Below are 20,153 nucleotides of genomic sequence, written 5' to 3'. Positions count from 1 at the left end.
GGGGGGTCACCCGGGGCGCCCCCCGGCACGTGTCCCCCGACCGCGTGTGGGGGCCTGGCACCCGCGGGGCCGGGGACACCCCGGGGGGGGGGCGCTGCGGTGGCCCGCGCCGGGGCGCGGGGCGCGCACCACGGAGCCGTCAGCTCGACTTCCACCACGCCGCGGACGCGTCCCGCAGAGTGTTGGTGCCGCAGTGCACCTCGCCCATGCCGAGGTGGTAGGTGTACCAGTCGTCGATGTACGACACCTTCAGACCCGCTCGTGCGTACGCCGCGGTGACGGCCTGCGTGAAGATGTCCTTGCCGCCGATGACGGGACCCCACTGGCGCGGGGCGAGGTAGCGGTCGCGGGCGAGCAGGATGCCGTTGACGGCCCCGGGGACGTAGGCGCTGGTCTGGACGGCGGCCCGGGCGCCGGAGCCGCCGCGGTCGTTCCCGTCGAGCCACTTCTGCTGGCCGTGCTTGCCGAGTGAGCCGACCAGCGACGGGTCTGCGCCCATGCGCGTCAGACGCGGCACGGACACGTCCCGTCCGTTGCCCGCGGACATCTCGGCCTCCCGGGTGTACAGGGCCGGCACGTGCACGATCTCGTCGTCGGTGACGCCGGTCTCGCGCTTGAGGATGTCGAGATTGGCCTTGATGCGCTGAGCCGCCATGGTGTTGTCGGCCACGAAGTGCCGGGAGGCGAGGGCCTGTTCGACGGTCTCCCTGGGCGCAGGCTGGTTGCCCAGGTCCGGAACCGAGAACATCTTGGTGCGGCCGTGGCCGTCACGCTGTGCGTCGCGCAGCAGCTTCAGTCCGGCCTCAGGGTCGGCGACCCCGATCCGCCAGCCGCGCGGCGTGTCGGCGGGCAGGAACTGCACGAACTCGTCGACATGACCGACGCCCAGCCATGAGGTGTCCAGCAGGAGCGGGTCCTGCAGGCCCTGGGACTTCAGCAGGGTGCGCATCGCCTGCGCCGGCCTGGAACCCGTGTCCTTGCGATGGCCCGTGATGATGCGGCCGGCCGGGAAGGAGCGCCCGCCGTGCGTGTAGGGCGGGATGGTCTCCAGGTTCCCCATGGAGTTGAGCGTCCGCTCCTCCGAGTCGCGCACGCCGGAGACCTGCACCACCCCGATGTCGCGGCCGCGCACCTTCTCGAACAGCTCCCGGCCCGCCTCGCGGTCGGGCTGCGCCGACCGCAGCATCACGCGCATCACCTGACGGTGCCCGCCCGGGCCGGTCATGCTGACGTAGGCCGGCTCGACGAAGTCCTGCGCCCAGATGTCGCCGTACTTGTCGAAGGTCACGAGCGGCTTGGTGATCCCCGCGCGCTGCACCTCGTTGCCCAGGTTCGTGACGAACTGCCGGTAGGGCCGGTCGGCGGGGTCGTTGCCGGGCAGCTTGGTGACCATGACCTGCTGGGTGTTCTGCAGGTGGTGGTGGGTCAGGAGCGGGGCGACGCGCAGGGTGACCGCGTCGGACGTGGTCCGGCCGCCGGAGGTCACGGTCAGCCGGATCACCGCCCGGCCGTCCCACTTCGCGGTGTCCCGGATGACGTCGGTGGCCTCGACGCCGAACTCGGCGCCGGAGCGCAATTCGGCCGCGGACAGCCGGGTGTCGGGAGTGACGAGGACCCAGGCGCCGGAGCGCTTGAGGAAGACCCGGGTGTACTCGGCCCCCGCCGTCACCCGCACGCCGCCCCGCGCGCCGGACACCAGGTCCGGCATCGGTACGGACCGTATGCGGGCGAGATCGGCGGCGTCGCCCTGCCCGTTGACCTTCTTGTCGGAGGCGTCGTTGCAGGCGGCCAGCCCGGCATCCGGCAGTGGCCGGCCGTCCGGGCCCTTGACCGGGCAGCGCTTGGTGTCGTCGTCGATGTTGGGCAGATAGACCGCTCCACGGCCGGCGGACCAACCGTCCTCGCCCGCGGTGTCGGTGTCGCCCGTGACGTCGACACGGCCGTCGCGGTCGACGTCCGCGCGGAGGTCCGCGGTCACGGGCGACGGGGCCGCAAAGGCGGGAGGAAGTGGGGTGGCGAGCACGGAGCCCGCCGCCGTGAGGGCGAGGATCACCTGGCCCGCAGGAGTGGTGCGTATACGCGTACGTCTGCGCACGGCGTATCCCTTTCGGTGGGGGGTGTTTCGCCGTGCAAGAGGAGGAACGTGCGCTGGGCGTTCACTGTGGGGGCGGGAGTTCGTCCCTGGGGCTGAGCCAACTCCCGGGAAGACAGGGAGAATTACTCGTCATCACTCTCGCGACGTCAGCATGCTCAGCGTGTTGGCCGCCACGATGGCGCCGATGCCGGCCCATTCCGGCATGCCCAGGTCCTGGCCCAGACCGATCAGGCCGACCATCGCCGCGAGCACCGGGTTGACGCTCATGAACAGTCCGAAGGCCCGTGCCGGGACGTGTCGCAGGGTGAACAGGTCCGCGAGGTACGGCACGGCAGAGGAGAGGACACCGGCGGCGACCGCGAAGGCGAGGGCGCCTGCCGTCGGCGGATGCCGGAGGGCGACGACCGCGCCGATCGGCAGGAACAGCAGGGCGGACAGACAGGACGCGGCCGCCGCGCCCTGCGCTCCGGGGATGCGCCGGCCGACGGTGCGGTTGAGCAGGATGTACGACGCCCAGCAGACGGCGGCCAGCAGGCCCAGAGCCATCCCGGCGTAGTCGGTCGAGGGCCGCGGACGCATCAGGGTGACGACGCCGGCCGCGGCGATCACCGCACCGCAGACGTCGATGCGGCGGCGGGACGTCGCCAGGGCGATGGTGAGCGGGCCGAGGAATTCCAGGGTCACCGCCAGACCCAGGCCGATGCGGTCGATCGCGGAGTACAGCGAGAGGTTCATGGTGCCGAACACCACGGACAGCAGGGTGACCGGCCACCACTGCCGCCACGTGAACGTCCGCAGCCTCGGCCTGCCGACGGCCATCAGGACGAGGGCGGCGACGTACTGGCGTACGGCGACGACGCCGACGGGACCGAGGACCGGGAAGGCGAGGGAGCCGAGCGCGGCGCCGGTCTGGTTGGACAGACCACTGCCGATCATGGTGGTCACACCGGCGAGACGGTCACCGGCCGGGTCAGCGTTCTCGAGCGGGGCTGCGGGCGTCGGGGCCGGGGCCGACGCGGGTGCGGGTCGGGTTCGCATGCGCCGATCGTCAGGCTGTTCGATCTTTGCCCAAAATGCGCTCGCACCATCATCCATACGCTTGACGCATGGATGTGGAGCTGAGGCAGTTGCGCTGCCTCGTCGCGATCGTCGACGAGGGCACGTTCACCGACGCCGCCATCGCCCTCGGCGTCTCCCAGGCGGCCGTCTCCCGCTCACTGGCCTCGCTCGAACGCGCCCTGGGGGTACGGCTGTTGCGGCGGACCTCCCGCGAGGTGACCCCGACGGGGACCGGCCTGCGCGTCCTGGCGCACGCTCGGCGCGTGCTCGGTGAGGTGGACGACCTGGTCCGGGAGGCCGGCTCCGGGCACGACCGGCTGCGGATGGGCTACGCCTGGGCGGCGCTCGGCCGGCACACCGCGGACTTCCAGCGCCGCTGGGTCGCCGCCCGCCCCGGGACCGAGTTGCAGCTCGTGCGCGTCAACTCCGCCACCGCGGGTCTGGCGGAGGGCGCCTGCGACCTGTCCGTCGTACGCCGACCGGTGGACGACCGGCGGTTCGACTCGGCCATCGTCGGGCTGGAGCGGCGGCTGTGCGCCGTCGCCGCCGACGACCCGCTGGCCCGCCGCCGCGCGGTCCGGCTGGCCGACCTCAGCGGCCGGACCCTGCTCGTCGACCGCCGCACCGGCACCACGACCACCGACCTGTGGCCGCCCGGCGCGCGCCCGGCGACCGAGGAGACGCACGACGTCGACGACTGGCTCACCGTGATCTCGACCGGCCGCTGTGTCGGCGTGACCGCCGAGGCCACCGCCCACCAGTACCCGCGCCCCGGCGTCGCCTACCGGCCGGTCCGGGACGCCGAACCCATCGCCGTACGGCTGGCCTGGTGGCGCGACGACCCGCACCCCGCCGCGCAGGCGGCGATCGAGCTGCTCAGCGCGTTGTACCGGGGCGACTGACCATGTGCGCCCTCCGTGTCCGTGCCCCGAGGGGCCGACCGGGAGCACCCTCTCGCCCCGTCACCCGGTCTTCTGGCTCCAGCGGGGACCCACCAGCTCCCACTCCCGGCCCCACTCGGCGATACGCCGCCGTTCGAGCCGCCACCGGACCAGGGCACCCGTGCCGAGCACCCCGCCGACGGCCGCGAGCGCGGCGGCCGTGCCCAGGACGCCTGCCTCGACGGCCGCCTCCGCGCGGCTCGGCGGCTCGGAGGCGAGCCCGCCCCGGCCGTCCAGCCAGACGGTGACCTTCGCGCCGGCCTTCTGCCCGGTGGCCACCAGCGTCGTGTCCGTGTGCGTCGTGCCGTCGGCCGTCGTCCAGCGGACCTTCCCCAGCCCGCGCCGGGTCGTCGACGCGGCGGTGTCCGGCACGTCCACGAGCAACACGGCGCGCACGGAGTGCCGTTCGGCGCGCTGCCGCTCGAACTGCTCGTCGGCGGCGTGAGCCGTCACCAGGCCGGCGAGGGTGCCGGCCACGAGCACGACCGTCCACACGGCGAGCACGACCCATGCCTCGACGATGTCGGCGCGTCGCCGCAACGGATTGCCACGCCACCGCCAGAACCGCTTCTTCGTGCAGGTGCCGTCGCTCATCGGTCCGCACCTCCTCCGTCTCCGTGTGTCCGCTGTCCCGACGGTGGCAGCCGGCGCCCGGCTCCGGCATGGGCCGATCAGACGGCGCCGGGGGACCGACCGGGACCAAGGCGGGGCCGAAGCCGGGCCGTTCAGCCCTGCTCGGGACGGGGCGCCCGGCCCGTATCGCCTGCTGGGTCAGCCGGCGGCCGTGACGGTCATGGCCTCGGCATCCAGGGACGCGGGCCAGCCGGTGTGGATCTCGAACACGCCCGCCAGACCGGCGAGGCGCAGCAGACGCAGGATGCGCGCGTCGCGGATGATCAGCCGCAGCCGGCCCTGCCGGGCCAGGACGCGACTGCGGGCTCGGCACAGGACGCCGAGCCCGCTGCAGTCGATGAAGGACACGTCACGCAGGTCGAGCACCAGATCGGGGCACGTACCGGCCGTCAGTTCGTCCAGCCGTGCCGCCAGGGTCGACGCCGCATGGAGATCGACCTCGCCGCGCAACTGCGCGACGGTCGTACCGGCGACGATGCGCGCCGGGAGGGGCGGCGCGGACCCGGCGTGGTTTTCGTACATGGGTACAGCGAAGCCCTCGCGGCGGGGGAGCGGTAGGGCCGGTCGGCCCAGCCCGCCCGATTCCGCGGGGCCGACCGGACCCTGTGGCGCACACCCTCCTTGCGGCCGGGGTGATCGGGGCCGACCGGCCCAAGCCTGCTCGCCCGGGCGCGCGACAAGCTGGAATGTGCGGGCCGATACGGGCACAGCTGCGGCCCCGGTCCAGCCCCCTGGCAACCGACGGGAGAAGGATCGTCATGAAGGGCTTCGTCTTCCACGGTCCCGGACGCTCCTCCTGGGAGGACGTCCCCGACCCCGGTCTCAAGGACCCCACCGACGTGATCGTGCGCGTCGACACGGTCACCATCTGCGGCACCGACCTGCACATCCTGAAGGGCGATGTGCCCGAGGTGCGCCCCGGTACGGTGCTCGGGCACGAGGCGGTCGGCGAGGTCGTGGAGACCGGCGCCGACGTGCGCACCGTACGGCCCGGGGACCGGGTCCTGGTCTCCTGCATCACCGCCTGCGGCCGCTGCGCGTACTGCCGCAAGGCCATGTACGGCCAGTGCAGGGGAGGCGGAGGGTGGATCCTCGGCCATCTGATCGACGGCACGCAGGCCGAGTTCGTGCGCGTGCCGCACGCCGACCTGTCCGTCCACGCGCTGCCCGGCACGCTGGACGGCCAGGACGCCGTGCTGCTCGCCGACATCTTCCCGACCGCGTACGAGGTGGGCGTGCTGAACGGGCAGGTACGGCCCGGCGACACCGTGGCCGTCGTCGGCGCGGGTCCCGTCGGGCTGGCCGCGATCGCCACGGCCCGGCTGTTCGCGCCCGAGCGGATCGTCGCCGTGGACCTGGCCGCAGCCCGGCTGGAGACGGCCCGGCAGCTCGGCGCCGACGCCGTGGCCGACGCCCGCGAGGACCCCGAGCAGCTGATCGCCGACCTCACCGACGGGCTCGGCGCAGACGTCGTCATCGAGGCCGTCGGCGTGCCCGAGAGCTTCGAGATGTGCACGCGCATGGTCCGGCCCGGCGGGCACGTCGCCAACGTCGGCGTGCACGGCAGGCCCGCGACCCTGCACCTCGAAGACCTGTGGATCAAGAACGTGACCATCACCACCGGCCTCGTCGACACCCACTCCACCCCCACCCTGCTGCGCATGACGGCCGCAGGCCGGCTGCCCACCGCGCAGCTGGTCACCCACACCTTCCCGCTCGACCTCATGGAGGAGGCGTACGACGTCTTCGGCAAGGCCGCCGAGACCGGCGCCGTCAAGGTCGTCCTGGGCGGAGAGCGGCACGACACGGTGGCCGTCCGGGAGGCATGACGAGGGGGCTGACCGGCTATGACGGAGCAGGTCCCCTCAAGGGCCGGCCGAGCGGGCACCCTCCGCAGGTCATGGAAGCGTCCCCTTGGGCAGCTTCGGTGGTGTGGGCTGCGAGTCAGCGCGACTCCTCCGCCGTACGGCACACCGGGCACGTCAGCTGTCGGGCCGGCTGGTCGTGTATCACCTTGCCGGGGTTGGCTGTCTCGCGTATTTGGATCTTCTCTGTGCGCACGTGCTCGGCGCAGATGGCGGCACCGCACAGTCGACAGACGGCTACTGCCTCGGAGGAGCGCCCCGACTGGACGCATTCATAGCACTTCATGTCCAGACCTCTCAGCCGCGGGTGCTGAGCGCGACGGCCTGACGGGCTTGCTGTGGACCAGGGACCTTTGGTGCCCACTGTGATGCCCCGGCTCTGGTTCTCTGACGCCCCTCGGAGTCCCCCCACAGCAGCTTCGCAAACGTGGCCCCGCACACCCCCGGCGACGGCGTCTTCGCCCCCGGAGCGAGACGTGGTGGGCCGGCCCGGAGTGTCTGCTCCGGGCCGACCCACCATGGGACGTCAGCGTGCGGCGGGGACGGGGTCGTGAGCCGGTGCGGGTGTCTCCTTCGGGTCGGGCTCGGCCGGCACCGCGGAGGGCGCGGGGGCGGGGGCGTAGGGGATCTCGCCGCGCAGGACGGCCTTGGCGCGGGCCTCGTCCAGTTCGCCCTCCCACCGGGCGACGGCCAGGGTGGCGACGCCGTTGCCGACCAGGCTGGTCAGGGCGCGGGCTTCGGACATGAACCGGTCGATGCCGAAGATCAGCGCGAGGGCGGCGACGGGGACGTGCGGGATGGCGCTGAGCGTGGCGGCCAGGGCGATGAAGCCGGAGCCGGTGACGCCCGCGGCACCCTTGGAGGTGAGCAGCATGACGGCGAGCATGGTCAGTTGCTGGGTGAGGCTGAGGTCGATGCCGAGGGCCTGGGCGAGGAAGACCGAGCCCATGGTCAGGTAGATGGCGGTGCCGTCGAGGTTGAAGGAGTACCCGGCGGGCAGCGTGATGCCGACGACCGGTTTCGAGGCACCCGCGTGCTGGAGCTTGGCCATCATGCGGGGCAGGACGGGCTCGGTGGAGGAGGTGCCCAGGACGATCAGCAGTTCTTCCTTGATGTAGCGCAGGAAGGGCAGCAGCCGCAGTCCGTTCAGGCGCATCACGGTCCCGAGGACGACCAGGACGAAGAAGAGGGCGGTCAGCCAGAACGAGCCGACCAGCAGGGCGAGATGGCGCAGGGTGCCCAGGCCGTAGTTGCCGATGGTGAAGGCCATCGAGCCGAACGCGCCGACGGGGGCCAGCCGCATGATCCAGCGGATGAGCGCGAACAGGACCGCGGAGAACTTCTCGATGCCCCGGGCGATGCCCAGCCCGGCCTCCCCGCCGGCGTGCAGGCCGAAGCCGAACAGCACCGACACCAGCAGCACCGGCAGGATCTCGTTGCCGGTCAGGGCGCTGACCAGGGTGGCCGGGATGATGGCGAGGACGAACTCGGCGAAGCCCTCGTGGGCCGTGGTCGCCTCCGGAGGCAGGCCCTGGGTGGTCAGGGTCGAGACGTCGACGTGCAGACCGCTGCCCGGCTTGACGACGTTGACGACGACCAGGCCGAGCACCATGGCCACGGTGGTCAGCACCTCGAAGTAGACCAGCGCCTTCAGGCTCACCCGGCCGACCGCGCGGGCGTTGCCCATGGAGGCGATGCCGTGGACGACCGTGCAGAAGATGATCGGCGCGATGAGCATCTTCACCAGGGCGATGAAGCCGTCACCGAGCGGCTTGAGGTCGGCGCCGAAGGAAGGCCACAGCCCGCCCACAGCGGCGCCGAGGAGGACGCCGATCAGGCACTGGACGTAGAGGTGGGACAGCGTCCGGCGGATGCGGCCGGGTGGTGCGGTGACGGTACCCGGGGCGGCGTCGTTGCGGCTCATGCGGGGCGACCTTCCAGGACGGGAACGAGGAGTTCGGCTCGGGCGATACGCCGGGCGGCGCGGTGCAGCAGCACCGTGGGGGACGCGCTGTCCGGTGCGGGAACGGCTCGGGTGGTGATCACGCCGGCGGGGGTGCCCAGCCGCAGCGTGCCGTCGGCGGTCTGCCGGGCGACGCGGTGGGCGAGGGTGCCGGGGGTGGCGGCGGCCGTGGCCAGTGCCACGGCGGAAGTCAGGCCGATCGCCGGATGCGGGGCGTGCATGGAGACCATGCGGACGGCCAGGTCGTACTCGTCCTGGTGGACGAGTATGCCCTGCGTGGTGCGATAGGGGGCGGGCCGGGCGACGATGCCCACCTTCGGCACCGCGTGGCTGACCGGATCGCCCTCGTGGGCCAGGCCCATGGCCAGCGCTGCCTGGCGACGCAGCAGGGTCAGCGCGGGTACGGCGGTGGCGAACGCGGCGAGGGATTCGGTGCCGTCGAGGCCGAACGCCTTGGCCTCGAACAGCGCGGCCGGCGCGCCCGCGTCCACCAGGGATGCCTCGACGGGGCCGCCCGGGCCGGTCAGCTCGTCCAGGGCCCGGCCGGTCGGCAGGGCGTGGCCGGTCGTCGAGCCCGCCGGGTCCTGGAACCCGAGCAGGACCGGCACGCCCGGCGCCGAGGTACCCGGCACCACGGCCGTGCCCGACTCCGGGGCCACGCCCGCGGGGGTGGGGATCGAACCGGTGAGGCGGGCCCCGGTGTTGACGTTGAGCATGCGGACGGTGGTGGTGTCCGACGTGATCGGCACGAGATCGTGGTGGACGGCGTACAGGGCCACGGCGGTGGCGCAGTTGCCGCAGTTGCTGGCCCACTCCACGCGCTCGTCGCCGATGCCGACCTGTGCGAAGGCGTACTCGACGTCCACACCGGCCTGGGTCGACGCCTGTACGACGGCGGCCTTCGACGTGGTGGAGGAGGCGCCGCCCACGCCGTCGATCTGGCGGGGGTCGGCGGCGTTGAAGGCGGCGAGCAACAGGGCATCGACGTCCACGCCCGTGTCGACCACGTCGCGGTGGTCGAAGATCCAGCACTTGCTGGTTCCTCCGCGGATCATCTCGCCCTGCAGACGCAGCACAACCGACTCCTCACAGACAGGGAAGGGGAAGCCCGCCGACGGTCTCGCCGTGCGTGGTGTCCTCTACGGTGAGTTACGGCAGCGTGAAGTACAATCTCGGAAATCTGCATGGCTATTAAGCTGAAGTGAACGCTCAAGGGGGCGACATGCTCGACGTCCGGCGCATCCTGCTGTTCACGGAGGTCGCCCGGCGCGGCTCGGTGACCGCCACGGCCCGCGCCCTCAACTACACCCCGTCAGCGGTATCGCAGCAGATCAGCCGCCTGGAAACGGAGGCAGGGCAGCCCTTGCTGGAACGCCACGCCCGCGGCGTCACCCTCACCGACGCAGGACGGGCGCTGGCCGAACGAGGGCAACGGATCGAACGCGAACTGCGGGCCGCGGAGAACGAACTCGCCGACTACGCCGGCCTGCGCGCGGGCACCCTGCGCATCGGCACCTTCCCCACCGTCGGCGCCTCGCTCCTCCCGCAGGCCGTCATCGCCTTCCGGGACGCCCATCCCGATGTACGGCTGACCGTCCGCAGCGCCCGCATCGCCGGGCTCTGGACCATGCTGGAGAACCGGGAGATCGAGATGTCGCTGATGTGGGACTACGACTGGAGCCGGATCGACCGGGAGGACATCGTCGTCACCCCCCTCCTCGATGACCCGCCGGCCCTTCTCGTCAGCGACGACCACCCACTCGCCGGCCGCGACGCCGCCTCACTCGCCGACTTCGCGCACGACCCCTGGATCACCCGCGCCGACCACCACCCCGTGGCCGAAGCCCTCGTCCGCGGCTGCCGCGCCGTCGGCTTCGAGCCCCACATCGCCTACGAGGCCCACGACTACCAGGAGGCCCAGGCCATGGTCGCCGCCGGCATCGGCGTCGCCCTCGCCCCCACCCTGGCCCTGGAGGGCATCCGACCCGGCGTCGACGTCCTGCCCCTCCAGCCGCCGGCCCCCATCCGCCGCATCCTCCTGGTCCGCATGGCCGACCACTCACTCACCCCCGCCGCCCAGACCTTCGCCGGACTCCTCCGCGACACCGCCGCGGCCCGAGCGCGCTGACACCGACACCGAACCACGCCACCGGAACAGCCCCGTGCTTGGCGACCCTTGCCCGGCGTTCTGCGCTCATGCCCTGAGCCAAGTGGCCCAGGTCGGCATGGCCTCAAGCATCATGGCCATCGCCTTCACCGACTCCCTGAGCGTCCGAGCGAAGCCGGCCTGGTACTCCGGACTTCCGCCCCGGTGGCCGCAGGCCATCCACAGCTGCCAAGCCGCCGCTCCCACGCGTCCGGCGAACATGCCGGTGAACGCCGACTCATCGACCGCCCCGACTGCCCCTCCGGCGGCGACGTACCCGGAGAGGCACGCTTCGACGACACGGCGCTCGGGCACTTCCGACTCGCGGCCGAAGCCGGCGAGACCGAAAGCGGTGAAGACCAGCTCCCACCACGGGTCCTGCGCCCCGGCGGCATCGAAGTCCAACAGCACCGGTCCGTCGGAGCCGGTCAGAACGTTGTGGTGCCGGATGTCGCGATGCATGACCAACTTGGATCGCCACAGCTCCTGCTGATCTTCGATCATGGCCTCGGCATGCTCCACTGAAAGCTTCAAGATGCGGACATGTTCGGCACCGAGGACCTCAAGACGTTCGGCCTGCGCGAACCACTCCGCCCACTCTCCCTGGGAGTACGACCGGTAGTCCCCATCGACGGCCGGGTCGGCTGGAATCGCGCACCGCGCGAGGTCGGCGACGAGCCCGCCGGCCCATGCCGCCAACGGTTCGGCCGCCGGTGCGGTCGGATGCGCGCCCTCGACGAAGCGCACCGCACGGGCGTAGGCACCGTCCCCGATCGGTCGCCACAGACCCGCCTCTCCCAGAGCCGTCGACTGCGGCTCGGGCATCGCGACACCGATCTCCCACGCGGCGGCTTCAAGCGCCCCTGCCTGGGCAGCCATGGGCAGCCAGAAGTCACCCCAGGGCTGGGCGATCTTCACCACCCATGCGCCGGTGTCAGTAACGACCTTCCACACCGGGCTCTGCTCGTCATCCTTGAGCAGCAGCGGGGCATCCAGCAACTGCCCCAACCCGAGCCGCTCGACCGCCTGTGCCAGGTTCATGGCCAGTCACTCAACCCGCCCGCCACCCCAGCGGCAACCGAATTGGTCGCCGCCCCACCCGACAATCCCAGTCGCCCACGACTTGCTCACGGGCAATGAGGGCTGTTGTCCGGCACGTCCGGGACCGTCGGCCCTCGCCCACGGCGTTCGCACGGCTGACGATGGAGTTCCCAGCGCACCGCTGGTTCAGGCGAAAGACGGACTGGCCCATGTACCGAAACGACGGATTCCGTGAACTAGGACTGCAGGAGTGCCTGCGCCTGCTGGCGAAGGTGCCCGTCGGCCGGATCGTGCACACGCGTCAGGCGCTGCCCGCGGTGCTGCCGGTGAACTTCGGTCTGGACCGCGACGGCGCCGTGCTGCTGCGCACCGCGGCCGGTTCGGAACTGGCGCGTGCGATCGACGGCACCGTGGTCGCCTTCGAGGCCGACGAGGTCGACGCGGCGTCGCACTCGGGCTGGAGTGTGGTGGTCACCGGCTCAGCCACGGTGGTCACCGACGGGGCCGAGCACGAGCGGCTGTGCTGCACCGGCCCACGCTCCTGGGTGCCTTCGCCCGTCGAGGTCTTCATCCGCATCCAGCCCGAGCTGGTGACCGGACGCGCACTCGTCGGCGGACGCAGCATGTACGGGCTCGACCTCTCCTGCTGACCGCGTGCACGCCCTTGCGTGCCCGTCCGGCCGGGCCGAACGGCCTCACGGCCGGGGACCTACGGCGTGTCGCCGGGTTCGGGTGGCCCCTGCTCGCGGCGCCGTGGAAGGACGAGCATCGGGACCGGAGCAGAAGGGAGAGGGCCATGACCCTCCATCATGTGATCGTCGGAGTCGACGGTTCCCTGAACGCCGTACGAGCGCTGGACTGGGCCGCGCACGAGGCCGCACGCCGCGGCGCCGAACTGCGTGTCGTGTACGCCGTGCCCGACCGCGACGAGGCAGGCCCCGTCCTCGCGTCGGCGATCGCACGCGTGCGGCAACGTCATCCGGACCTGTCCGTCGTGACCAAGGCCGACGCGGGGGGCGCGGTACCGGCTCTCCTGCGCGAGAGCGAGGGCAGCGACCTCACCGTCGTCGGCACCCGCGGCCTCGGCTCAGTCACCGGACTGCTGGCCGGCTCGGTGAGCCTGCGGCTCGCCGCGCACGTGCGCGGCCCCCTGCTCGTCGTACGCGGCGACCACCCGTGCGACGACGGGCGCGAGGTACTGCTCGGCCTGGAGAGCGACTCGGACGCCGACGCGGCTGCCTACGCCTTCCGCGAGGCGGAGCGGCGCGGAGCCCGGCTGCGGGTCCTTCACTCGACCCACCGGTACGTCACCCCGGAACTGCCCTCGCTGATCCCCGCGACGAGTCCGGGCCAGCGGCGACTCGTCCAGGACGAGCGCGCCGAGGAGGCCGTGGCCCGCTTCAGCCTGGCCACACTGCAGCAGGAACACCCCGAGGTCGAGGTCGACACCCGCACCATGCGCACCGGAGCGGCCCATGCCCTCGCGGACGCCACGCGCGAGGCGGCCGTCGTCGTCATCGGCGCACACCGGCGGGCGAGCAGGCTCGGACCGCAGCTCGGCCCGGTCGCCCACACCCTGCTGCACCACTCCCACTGCCCCGTGGCGCTGATCCCGGCAGCCGGCCAGGGGGCCCCGTGACGGCGGCGAAGTGGGGCCGGTCGTCCGGTACCCCGGCACCGTACGGCCCCTCCCGCACCGGATCCGCCCGGCAGAGGCTGGCAGTGCAGTGCACCGGACACCGATCGGGAGGACGACGGACATGAGCGTGCGCGTGGGCATCAACGGATTCGGCCGGATCGGCCGCAACTACCTGCGTTGCGTACTGGAGCGCGCGGAGACCGCAGGCACCCCGGTGGAGGTCGTGGCGGTCAACGACATCACCTCGCCGGCGGCGCTGGCCCATCTGCTGGCGTACGACTCGACGTACGGCCGCATCGGTCGCCCCGTCGAGCACGACGACGACTCCCTCACCGTGGCCGGGCACCGCATCGCCGTGACCGCCGAGCGCGACCCGGCGGCCCTGGCCTGGGGTGACTTCGGAGCGGACATCGTGATCGAGTCGACCGGCCGCTTCCGCACCAGGGAACAGGCCGGCCGGCACCTGGGGGCGGGCGCCCGCAAGGTGCTGCTCTCCGTGCCGGGCAAGGACGTCGACGCCACCGTGGTGATGGGCGTCAACGAGGGTACGTACGACGCGCAGAGCGACCACGTCGTCTCCAACGCCTCCTGCACCACGAACTGCGTGGCCCCCATGGTCAAGGTCCTCGACGAGCACTTCGGCATCGTCAAGGGCCTGATGACCACCATCCACGGCTACACCAACGACCAGGTCGTCCTCGACGGCCCGCACAAGGACCTGCGCCGCGGCCGCAGCGCCGCCGTCAACATCATCCCCACCTCCACCGGAGCCGCCCGCGCCGTCGGCCTGGTCCTGCCGGAGCTGGCCGGGACCCTGGACGGGATCGCCGTGCGCGTGCCCGTCGAGGACGGATCGCTGACCGACCTCAGCGTGGTCCTGGACCGGCCGGTCACCGCGGAGGAGATCAACGCGGCGTTCCGCGAGGCCGCCGACGGGCCGCTGAAGGGCGTCCTGCGGGTGTCCGACGCCCCCATCGTCTCCCGCGACATCGTGGGCGATCCCGCCTCCTGCGTCCTGGACGCCCCGCTCACCCAGGCGCACGGCGAGCTGGTCAAGGTCTTCGGCTGGTACGACAACGAGTGGGGGTACACCAACCGGCTGCTGGACCTCACCGAGTACGTCGCCGCCCGGTTGCCGCGCGCCTGACGGAACCGGGTCGTCACGGGCCTGCTCCGGACAGCGTGTCGTGGCGCCGGCGCACACGGTGATCCGCCCGACCGGGTACCCGGCGGTCGGAGTCCTGTCGCATCCCGAGTGCTCGAGGAGGATGCCATGGCATCGCGGCTCGACGAGAAGACGGTGGCGAAGCTGGTGACCGAGGCCGCGACCGCCCCGTCCATGCACAACGCACAGCCGTGGCGGTTCCGCTTCCTGACCGGCGAGCGCCGCATGCTGCTGTACGCCGACCCCGAGCGGGCCATGCCCCACTCGGATCCGGACAACCGGGCGTTGCACATCGGCTGCGGCGCGGCACTGCTCAACCTCCGCGTCGCCGCCGCGCACGCCGGCCTTGTCCCGGAGACGCAGCTGTTGCCCGAGCCGCACGACCGGCTGCTGCTCGCCGCCGTGCACCTGGCCGACCCGGCCGGGCGCCGGCGGGACGACGATCTGGCGCGGCTGCATCCGGCGATCCGGCAGCGACACACCAGCCGTCACCCCTTCGCCGACAAGGACGTGCCCGAGGACGTGCGGGCGACGCTGCAGGACGCGGCCGTGCGGGAGGGGGCCGAGCTGCTGTTTCCCGGGCCCTGGCATGCCGAGACCGTGCTCGACCTGGTGCACGACGCGGAAAGCCGCGACGCCATGGACCCCGACGCCAACGAGGACCTGGTGCGCTGGACCCGGCTCGGGCCGGAGGCGGACATCGCCGTCGACGGCGTCCCCGAGTACGCCTTCGGGCCGAGCAAGCGGGACGGCAGGGCGCCCGTACGGGACTTCGCGGGGCGCCGGCCGGTGGCCGACCGCGGCACCACCACCTTCGAACACGCCCCGAACCTGGCGCTGCTGAGCACCCCCGGCGACGGCCCCGCCGACTGGCTGCGAGCCGGTCAGGCTCTGCAGCGTGTCCTGCTGGAAGCCACCCTGGCCGATCTGGCCACCTCCCTGACGTCCCACGCCCTGGAGGACCGTGAGCTGCGCATGGTGGCCCGCGACCCCGGCTCGGGCACCGGACAGGTGCAGATGGTGCTGCGGCTCGGCTACGGACCGAGGGGCCCGGCGACGCCCCGCCGCCCGGTGGCTGATGTTCTCGACTTTGTGTGATCGAGCGACTCGGCCCAAGCCACCGGGATGACGTTGTCGCACTGCAGGACGCCGATGAGTTCGGCATCGTCGCGCGGTCTGACTCCGGTGGATGCCAGGCAACGATCCCCGGAGAGAGGTGCTCGTCCCATGAGCAAGGTGGTCCTCAACGCCACTATGTCGCTGGACGGTTTCATGGCCGGTCCGGACATCAGCGTCGAACAACCGATGGGCCGGGGTGGTCTGCGGCTGCATGAATGGATCTTCAATGCATCGACCAGTGACGTCGACGCCGCGGTGACACAGGAAGTCTCGGCCTCGACGGGTGCCGTCGTACTGGGCAGAAGAACATTCGACGTCGGTGTCGAGGTATGGCAGGACACGCCCTTTCCGGTGCCGTGCTTCGTGCTGACCCACGACCCTCGAGGCCGGCTCGTCATGAAGAGCGGATCCTTCACGTTCCTGACCGGTGATGTGAAAAGTGCGCTTCGGCAGGCGGAAGCGGCGGCGGACGGGAAGGACGTCACGCTGATGGGCGCGGACATCGCTCAGCAGGCGCTCAGAGCCGAGCTCCTTGATGAGATCAACCTGCAGATCGCGCCGGTGCTGATGGGTGAGGGCCGTCGGCTGTTCGATCATCTGGGGACGGAACACATCGAGCTGGAACGGACCAGAATCCTCGCCTCGCCGCATGTCACGCATCTGCGGTTCCAGGTCACGTATGCCCGCAACGCGCCCAGTGGCGGAGCACCCACCCAGGGGCTCGACGGCTGAGCAGGGCTCGGGGACCGGCGCGGCTACAGCAGGCTGCTCCAGTACGTCCAGAAGCGGGTGAGGACCAGCAGTGCGATCACCCCGTACCAGGCGGCGAGCAGCATCCAGTGCGTGTCCCGGACGACGTCCAGGACACCCTGTGGCGCGGGGACGATTCCCTGTTCAAGGCAGTGCAGGGCCACGTACCAGAACAGGCCGATGGTGACGACCCACACGACTGCGCAGTAGGGGCAGAGCTTGTTGAGCTCGTACAGCGACTGCACGATCAGCCAGTGCACGAACACCACCCCCGCCAGCGCCCCGGCAGCGAGCCCGAGCCACAGCCGGCGGTGCAGGCGCGCCCCCGAGAGCACGGCGATGCCCAGAGCCGCCACGGCGGCGAAGGCGCCCAGTCCGAGCAGCATGTTGGGGAAGCCGAACAGGCTGCCCTGCGGGCTGGACATGACGCTGCCGCAACTCACGACGGGGCTCAGGTTGCAGGGCGGCCGGTAGCCGGGATCGCGCAGCAGCCGCCAGTCGTCCACGGTGAGTTGGAAGACGGCGAGCCAGCCGATGATCCCGGTGAGGACCATCACCCATCCGGTCCAGCGGCTCGCTCCCACGGTGTGCGGGCGCCGGACGGTCGTCGCGTCCGGCGCGAGCGCGGGTCCGTGGCTCATGCGGCTCGGCGCGAGGCGGAGGCGGAGCGGGCCTGGTGCGCCGCAGTGGGGGCCGCGGTCGTCGTGGCTCGGCGCCGGTAGACCAGGTAGGGCCGGGCCAGGTAGCCGATGGGGGCGCTCCACACGTGGACCAGCCGGGTGAACGGCCAGGCCGCGAAGAGCAGGAACGCGCTCAGGGCGTGCAGCTGGAACAGCAGCGGGGCTCCGGCGATGGCCTCGGGCCGGGGCTGGAGGAGGAACAGGCCGCGGAACCAGACGGAGACGGTGGAGCGGTAGTCGTAGCCGGCGCCGAAGACGTTGTGGGCGAAGGTGGCGGTGATGCCCAGCAGGACGGTGGCGGACAACAGGGGAAAGAGGAGCTTGTCGCTGCGGTCGGTGCCGAGGCGGATCCGGCGGGTCAGCAGTCGCCGGGCGCACAGCATGCCCAGTCCCGCGACCATGGCGACGCCCGCCACCGAACCCGCCCAGACGGCCGTCGTGTGGTACGCGTGCTCGGTGATGCCCACGGCCTCGGTCCACGCGTCGGGAACGGCGAGGCCCACGACATGCCCGGCGATCACCATGAAGGCACCCAGGTGGAACAGGGGACTGCCCCAGCGCAGCCAGCGGTGTTCGAGGAGCTGGGTGGTGCGGGAGGTCCAGCCGAACTGGTCCTGCCGGTAGCGCCAGACGTGTCCGACGGCGAACACCGCGAGGCAGATGTAGGGGACGGCGACCCACAGGAGCAGGTCGGCGCCGCTCGCCGAGGTGGCGGCCAGTGGGGAGAGCGGGGCGTTCATCGAGGGCCTTCCGTACGGCTGGTCGGGGCGGGCGGCACACGGGTCGGCGGGGCGGGCGTCGGCGGCACGAAGGTGCCCGGAGGTGCGAACTCCCCGTCCCCGTACGTCCCGTAGGGGTCGAGGCCGACCTCCTCGTTCGGCGGGCCCTCGGCAGCCAGCTGGGCCACGGCCGCGCGGTCGGCCTCGGTGGCCGGCGGCAGCAGGGTGAGCTGGGCCGCCAGGACGTGCCGGTAGGGGGAGTCGGCGTCGGTGAGGGCGCGGTGGATCAGCTCGATCCCTCGGCGGTGCTGGCGCAGCGGTGCCTCGCCGCCACGCGGACCCGCCAGCGCGGCGAACTCCAGGACGACGGGGAGGTGGTCGGGAAGTTCCCCGCTGTCGGTGTCCCAGCCGGCGGCGCGGTAGCGCTGGTTCAGGGTGAGCAGGGCCATGCCGCGGCGGCGGGTGTCGCCGTGCAGGTAGTAGGTGAGGTAGAGGCTGCTCTTGCGGCGCAGGTCGAACATCTCGACGTAGTGCCGCTCCAGCGCATCGGGTTCCTGCCCCGCGAACCAGGCGGTGAAGGCGGCCAGATGCCCGGCGGCGGGGGAGGGCGGCAGAGCCTCGACGGTCGCGGTGAGGACCGGCCGGGCGGCGGCGAGTTCGGCGTCCGGGTACTGCAGCAGCAGCGAACACAGCCGCAGCAGCAGGGCGCGTGCCTCGGCCTCCTCGGGCGTGAGCCGGGCGGGGCGGCGTACGGCTGCCCGGACGCGGGTGCGGACGAGGGCGGGAATGGTCGCCGGCAACGGGGTCACGGACGGCCTCCAGCGGTATTGCGGCGCAGGGTGGGGATGCCGAGCATCACGCGTCGGCCGGTGGTGTCCGCCGGGTCCCCGGAGGACTCGACCGGGCAGCGGTTCTCCATCGCGGTCAGCGCGGCGGCGTCCTCCTTGTGGGCGGCGGGAACGACGTACCGGTCCGCGTACTTGGCGACGGCGAGCAGCCGGTGCAGGTCCTCCGCCTCGCGTGCCGTGAGGCCCACGGCCTTGAGCGCGGCCTCGTCCCCGGCCTCGCCCAGGGTGCGCTCGCGCATGTACGAGCGCAGCGCGGTGAGCTTCATCAGCACCCCGGCGACCACGTCGGTGTCCCCGGCGGTGAACAGCTCCGCGAGGTACTCCAGCGGGATGCGCAGCCGGGTGACGGCGGCGAAGACGTGGTCGGGATCGTCCTGATCGCCGCCCGCCGCGCCGACGGCGTCGAGGACGGGTGAGAGCGGCGGGACGTACCAGACCATCGGCAGGGTGCGGTACTCCGGGTGGAGGGGGAGGGCGACCTTGTACCGCATGACCAGGTCGTACACCGGGGAGCGGCGGGCCGCGTCCAGCCAGTCCTCCGGTATCCCCGACTCCCGTGCCGCCGCGGCGACTTCGGGGTCGTGCGGGTCGAGGAAGACGCCGCGCTGGGCGTCGAGGAGGTCCTGCTCGTCCGGGGTCGCGGCGGCCTCGCCGACGCGGTCGGCGTCGTAGAGCAACAGGCCCAGGTAGCGCAGGCGTCCCACGCAGGTCTCGGAGCAGACGGTGGGCTGTCCCGCCTCGATGCGCGGGAAGCAGAAGGTGCACTTCTCGGCCTTGCCGGTGGCGTGGTTGACGTAGACCTTCTTGTACGGGCACGCGGTCACGCACATCCGCCAGCCACGGCAGCGGTCCTGGTCGACGAGGACGATGCCGTCCTCGACCCGCTTGTACATCGCGCCGGACGGACAGGCGGACACGCAGGCGGGGTTGAGGCAGTGCTCGCACAGGCGGGGCAGGTGGAAGAGGAAGGTCTGCTCGAACTCGAACTTCACCTTCTGAGCCCACTCGCCCGTGAGGTTGGGGTCGCCGCCGGCGTTCTCGGGAGCGCCGCCGAGGCCGTCCTCCCAGTTGGCGCCCCAGGTGATGGCGGTGGGCTTGCCGGTGAGGACGGAGCGGGGCCGGGCGACGGGGATGTCCTTCCCGGCCGGGGCGCTGACGAGATTGTCGTAGTCGTAAGTGACCGGCTCGTAGTAGTCCTCGAGGCTCGGCAGGTCAGGGTTGGAGAACAGCGACAGCAGACGCTTGAGGCGTCCGCCCGAGCGCAGGACGAGCCGGCCGCGCTTGTCGAGCATCCAGCCGCCCTTCCACTGCTCCTGGTCCTCGTAGCGGCGCGGGTAGCCGACACCCGGCTTGGTCTCGACGTTGTTGAACCAGGCGTACTCCACGCCGGTGCGGTTGGTCCACGTCTGCTTGCAGGTGACCGAGCAGGTGTGGCAGCCGATGCACTTGTCGAGGTTCATCACCATCGCGATCTGGGCCATGACGCGCAT

General features: G+C 72.0%; 20 protein-coding genes. 8 read left to right on the top strand and 12 right to left on the bottom strand.

What is annotated here, in order from left to right:
- Positions 1-139: 139 nt before the first annotated feature.
- Both ACIBU0_RS33145 and ACIBU0_RS33140 read right to left on the bottom strand, forming a co-directional pair.
- Complete coding sequence (locus ACIBU0_RS33145) at positions 140-2,095, bottom strand: protein-arginine deiminase domain-containing protein (protein WP_398825919.1); 1,956 nt, start codon at positions 2,093-2,095, stop codon at positions 140-142.
- A 132-nt stretch (positions 2,096-2,227) separates the two neighbouring features.
- Positions 2,228-3,133, bottom strand: a complete 906-nt coding sequence (locus tag ACIBU0_RS33140) for an EamA family transporter (RefSeq protein ID WP_398825916.1) — start codon at positions 3,131-3,133, stop codon at positions 2,228-2,230.
- A 68-nt stretch (positions 3,134-3,201) separates the two neighbouring features.
- On the opposite strand from ACIBU0_RS33140, the gene ACIBU0_RS33135 reads away from it, so the two are divergent.
- A complete protein-coding gene (locus ACIBU0_RS33135) occupies positions 3,202-4,056 on the top strand; it encodes a LysR family transcriptional regulator (protein ID WP_398825913.1) in 855 nt (284 codons plus the stop codon).
- 60 nt (positions 4,057-4,116) lie between these two features.
- On the opposite strand, the gene ACIBU0_RS33130 is transcribed toward ACIBU0_RS33135, so the two are convergent.
- Complete coding sequence (locus tag ACIBU0_RS33130) at positions 4,117-4,689, bottom strand: hypothetical protein (RefSeq protein WP_398825909.1); 573 nt, start codon at positions 4,687-4,689, stop codon at positions 4,117-4,119.
- 177 nt (positions 4,690-4,866) lie between these two features.
- Complete coding sequence (locus tag ACIBU0_RS33125; protein WP_398825907.1) at positions 4,867-5,250, bottom strand: STAS domain-containing protein; 384 nt, start codon at positions 5,248-5,250, stop codon at positions 4,867-4,869.
- 236 nt (positions 5,251-5,486) lie between these two features.
- Between ACIBU0_RS33125 and ACIBU0_RS33120 the strand changes: the two genes are divergently transcribed.
- Positions 5,487-6,557 carry a zinc-dependent alcohol dehydrogenase family protein gene (locus ACIBU0_RS33120; RefSeq protein ID WP_398825904.1) on the top strand — a complete coding sequence of 357 codons (1,071 nt, stop codon included), beginning with the start codon at positions 5,487-5,489 and terminating at the stop codon, positions 6,555-6,557.
- Positions 6,558-6,672: 115 nt separating this feature from the next.
- Here ACIBU0_RS33120 and ACIBU0_RS33115 read toward each other — a convergent pair whose 3' ends face one another.
- The 3 genes from ACIBU0_RS33115 to ACIBU0_RS33105 form a co-directional block, all read right to left on the bottom strand.
- A complete protein-coding gene (locus ACIBU0_RS33115; RefSeq protein WP_398825901.1) occupies positions 6,673-6,879 on the bottom strand; it encodes a DUF2180 family protein in 207 nt (68 codons plus the stop codon).
- Between the two features lie 240 nt (positions 6,880-7,119).
- The gene (gene dctA, locus ACIBU0_RS33110; RefSeq protein WP_398825898.1) at positions 7,120-8,517 is read right to left on the bottom strand and encodes a C4-dicarboxylate transporter DctA; all 1,398 of its coding nucleotides are present in this window, start codon (positions 8,515-8,517) and stop codon (positions 7,120-7,122) included.
- Positions 8,514-9,632, bottom strand: a complete 1,119-nt coding sequence (locus ACIBU0_RS33105) for a PrpF domain-containing protein (RefSeq protein WP_398825895.1) — start codon at positions 9,630-9,632, stop codon at positions 8,514-8,516. Before ACIBU0_RS33105 ends, dctA begins: the two co-directional genes overlap by 4 nt.
- 146 nt (positions 9,633-9,778) lie before the next feature.
- On the opposite strand from ACIBU0_RS33105, the gene ACIBU0_RS33100 reads away from it, so the two are divergent.
- Positions 9,779-10,684: a LysR family transcriptional regulator gene (locus tag ACIBU0_RS33100; protein ID WP_398825892.1), complete on the top strand. Its 906-nt coding sequence runs from the start codon at positions 9,779-9,781 to the stop codon at positions 10,682-10,684.
- Positions 10,685-10,750: 66 nt separating this feature from the next.
- Here the strand turns inward: ACIBU0_RS33100 and ACIBU0_RS33095 are convergent, their stop codons facing one another.
- Positions 10,751-11,743 (bottom strand): phosphotransferase, encoded by a 993-nt coding sequence (locus tag ACIBU0_RS33095; protein ID WP_398825889.1) that lies wholly within the window; start codon positions 11,741-11,743, stop codon positions 10,751-10,753.
- A 209-nt stretch (positions 11,744-11,952) separates the two neighbouring features.
- Between ACIBU0_RS33095 and ACIBU0_RS33090 the strand changes: the two genes are divergently transcribed.
- From ACIBU0_RS33090 to ACIBU0_RS33070, 5 genes are all read left to right on the top strand, one after another.
- Positions 11,953-12,393, top strand: a complete 441-nt coding sequence (locus ACIBU0_RS33090) for a pyridoxamine 5'-phosphate oxidase family protein (RefSeq protein WP_398825886.1) — start codon at positions 11,953-11,955, stop codon at positions 12,391-12,393.
- Positions 12,394-12,539: 146 nt separating this feature from the next.
- Positions 12,540-13,382, top strand: coding sequence for a universal stress protein (locus ACIBU0_RS33085; RefSeq protein ID WP_398825883.1), 843 nt, complete (start codon positions 12,540-12,542; stop codon positions 13,380-13,382).
- Between the two features lie 121 nt (positions 13,383-13,503).
- Positions 13,504-14,529, top strand: a complete 1,026-nt coding sequence (gap, locus tag ACIBU0_RS33080) for a type I glyceraldehyde-3-phosphate dehydrogenase (protein WP_398825880.1) — start codon at positions 13,504-13,506, stop codon at positions 14,527-14,529.
- A 126-nt stretch (positions 14,530-14,655) separates the two neighbouring features.
- The gene (locus ACIBU0_RS33075; protein ID WP_398825877.1) at positions 14,656-15,645 is read left to right on the top strand and encodes an Acg family FMN-binding oxidoreductase; all 990 of its coding nucleotides are present in this window, start codon (positions 14,656-14,658) and stop codon (positions 15,643-15,645) included.
- Between the two features lie 129 nt (positions 15,646-15,774).
- Positions 15,775-16,398, top strand: a complete 624-nt coding sequence (locus tag ACIBU0_RS33070) for a dihydrofolate reductase family protein (RefSeq protein ID WP_398825874.1) — start codon at positions 15,775-15,777, stop codon at positions 16,396-16,398.
- A gap of 23 nt (positions 16,399-16,421) precedes the next feature.
- Here the strand turns inward: ACIBU0_RS33070 and ACIBU0_RS33065 are convergent, their stop codons facing one another.
- From ACIBU0_RS33065 to narH, 4 genes are read right to left on the bottom strand one after another with little or no spacing between them, the layout of a single operon-like run.
- Positions 16,422-17,057 (bottom strand): vitamin K epoxide reductase family protein, encoded by a 636-nt coding sequence (locus ACIBU0_RS33065; protein WP_398825871.1) that lies wholly within the window; start codon positions 17,055-17,057, stop codon positions 16,422-16,424.
- Positions 17,054-17,836 carry a respiratory nitrate reductase subunit gamma gene (narI, locus tag ACIBU0_RS33060; protein WP_398825868.1) on the bottom strand — a complete coding sequence of 261 codons (783 nt, stop codon included), beginning with the start codon at positions 17,834-17,836 and terminating at the stop codon, positions 17,054-17,056. The genes ACIBU0_RS33065 and narI overlap by 4 nt, the downstream gene beginning before the upstream one ends.
- Positions 17,833-18,624 carry a nitrate reductase molybdenum cofactor assembly chaperone gene (gene narJ, locus ACIBU0_RS33055; protein ID WP_398825865.1) on the bottom strand — a complete coding sequence of 264 codons (792 nt, stop codon included), beginning with the start codon at positions 18,622-18,624 and terminating at the stop codon, positions 17,833-17,835. Before narJ ends, narI begins: the two co-directional genes overlap by 4 nt.
- Entirely contained in the window at positions 18,621-20,153 is a 1,533-nt protein-coding gene (gene narH / locus ACIBU0_RS33050) for a nitrate reductase subunit beta (protein WP_398825862.1), read from the bottom strand. Before narH ends, narJ begins: the two co-directional genes overlap by 4 nt.

Source organism: Streptomyces sp. NPDC049627, from assembly GCF_044465645.1.
GTDB lineage: Bacteria > Actinomycetota > Actinomycetes > Streptomycetales > Streptomycetaceae > Streptomyces.
Note: the sequence above shows the minus strand (reverse complement) of the source record. Positions and strands in the feature narration are given on the sequence as shown.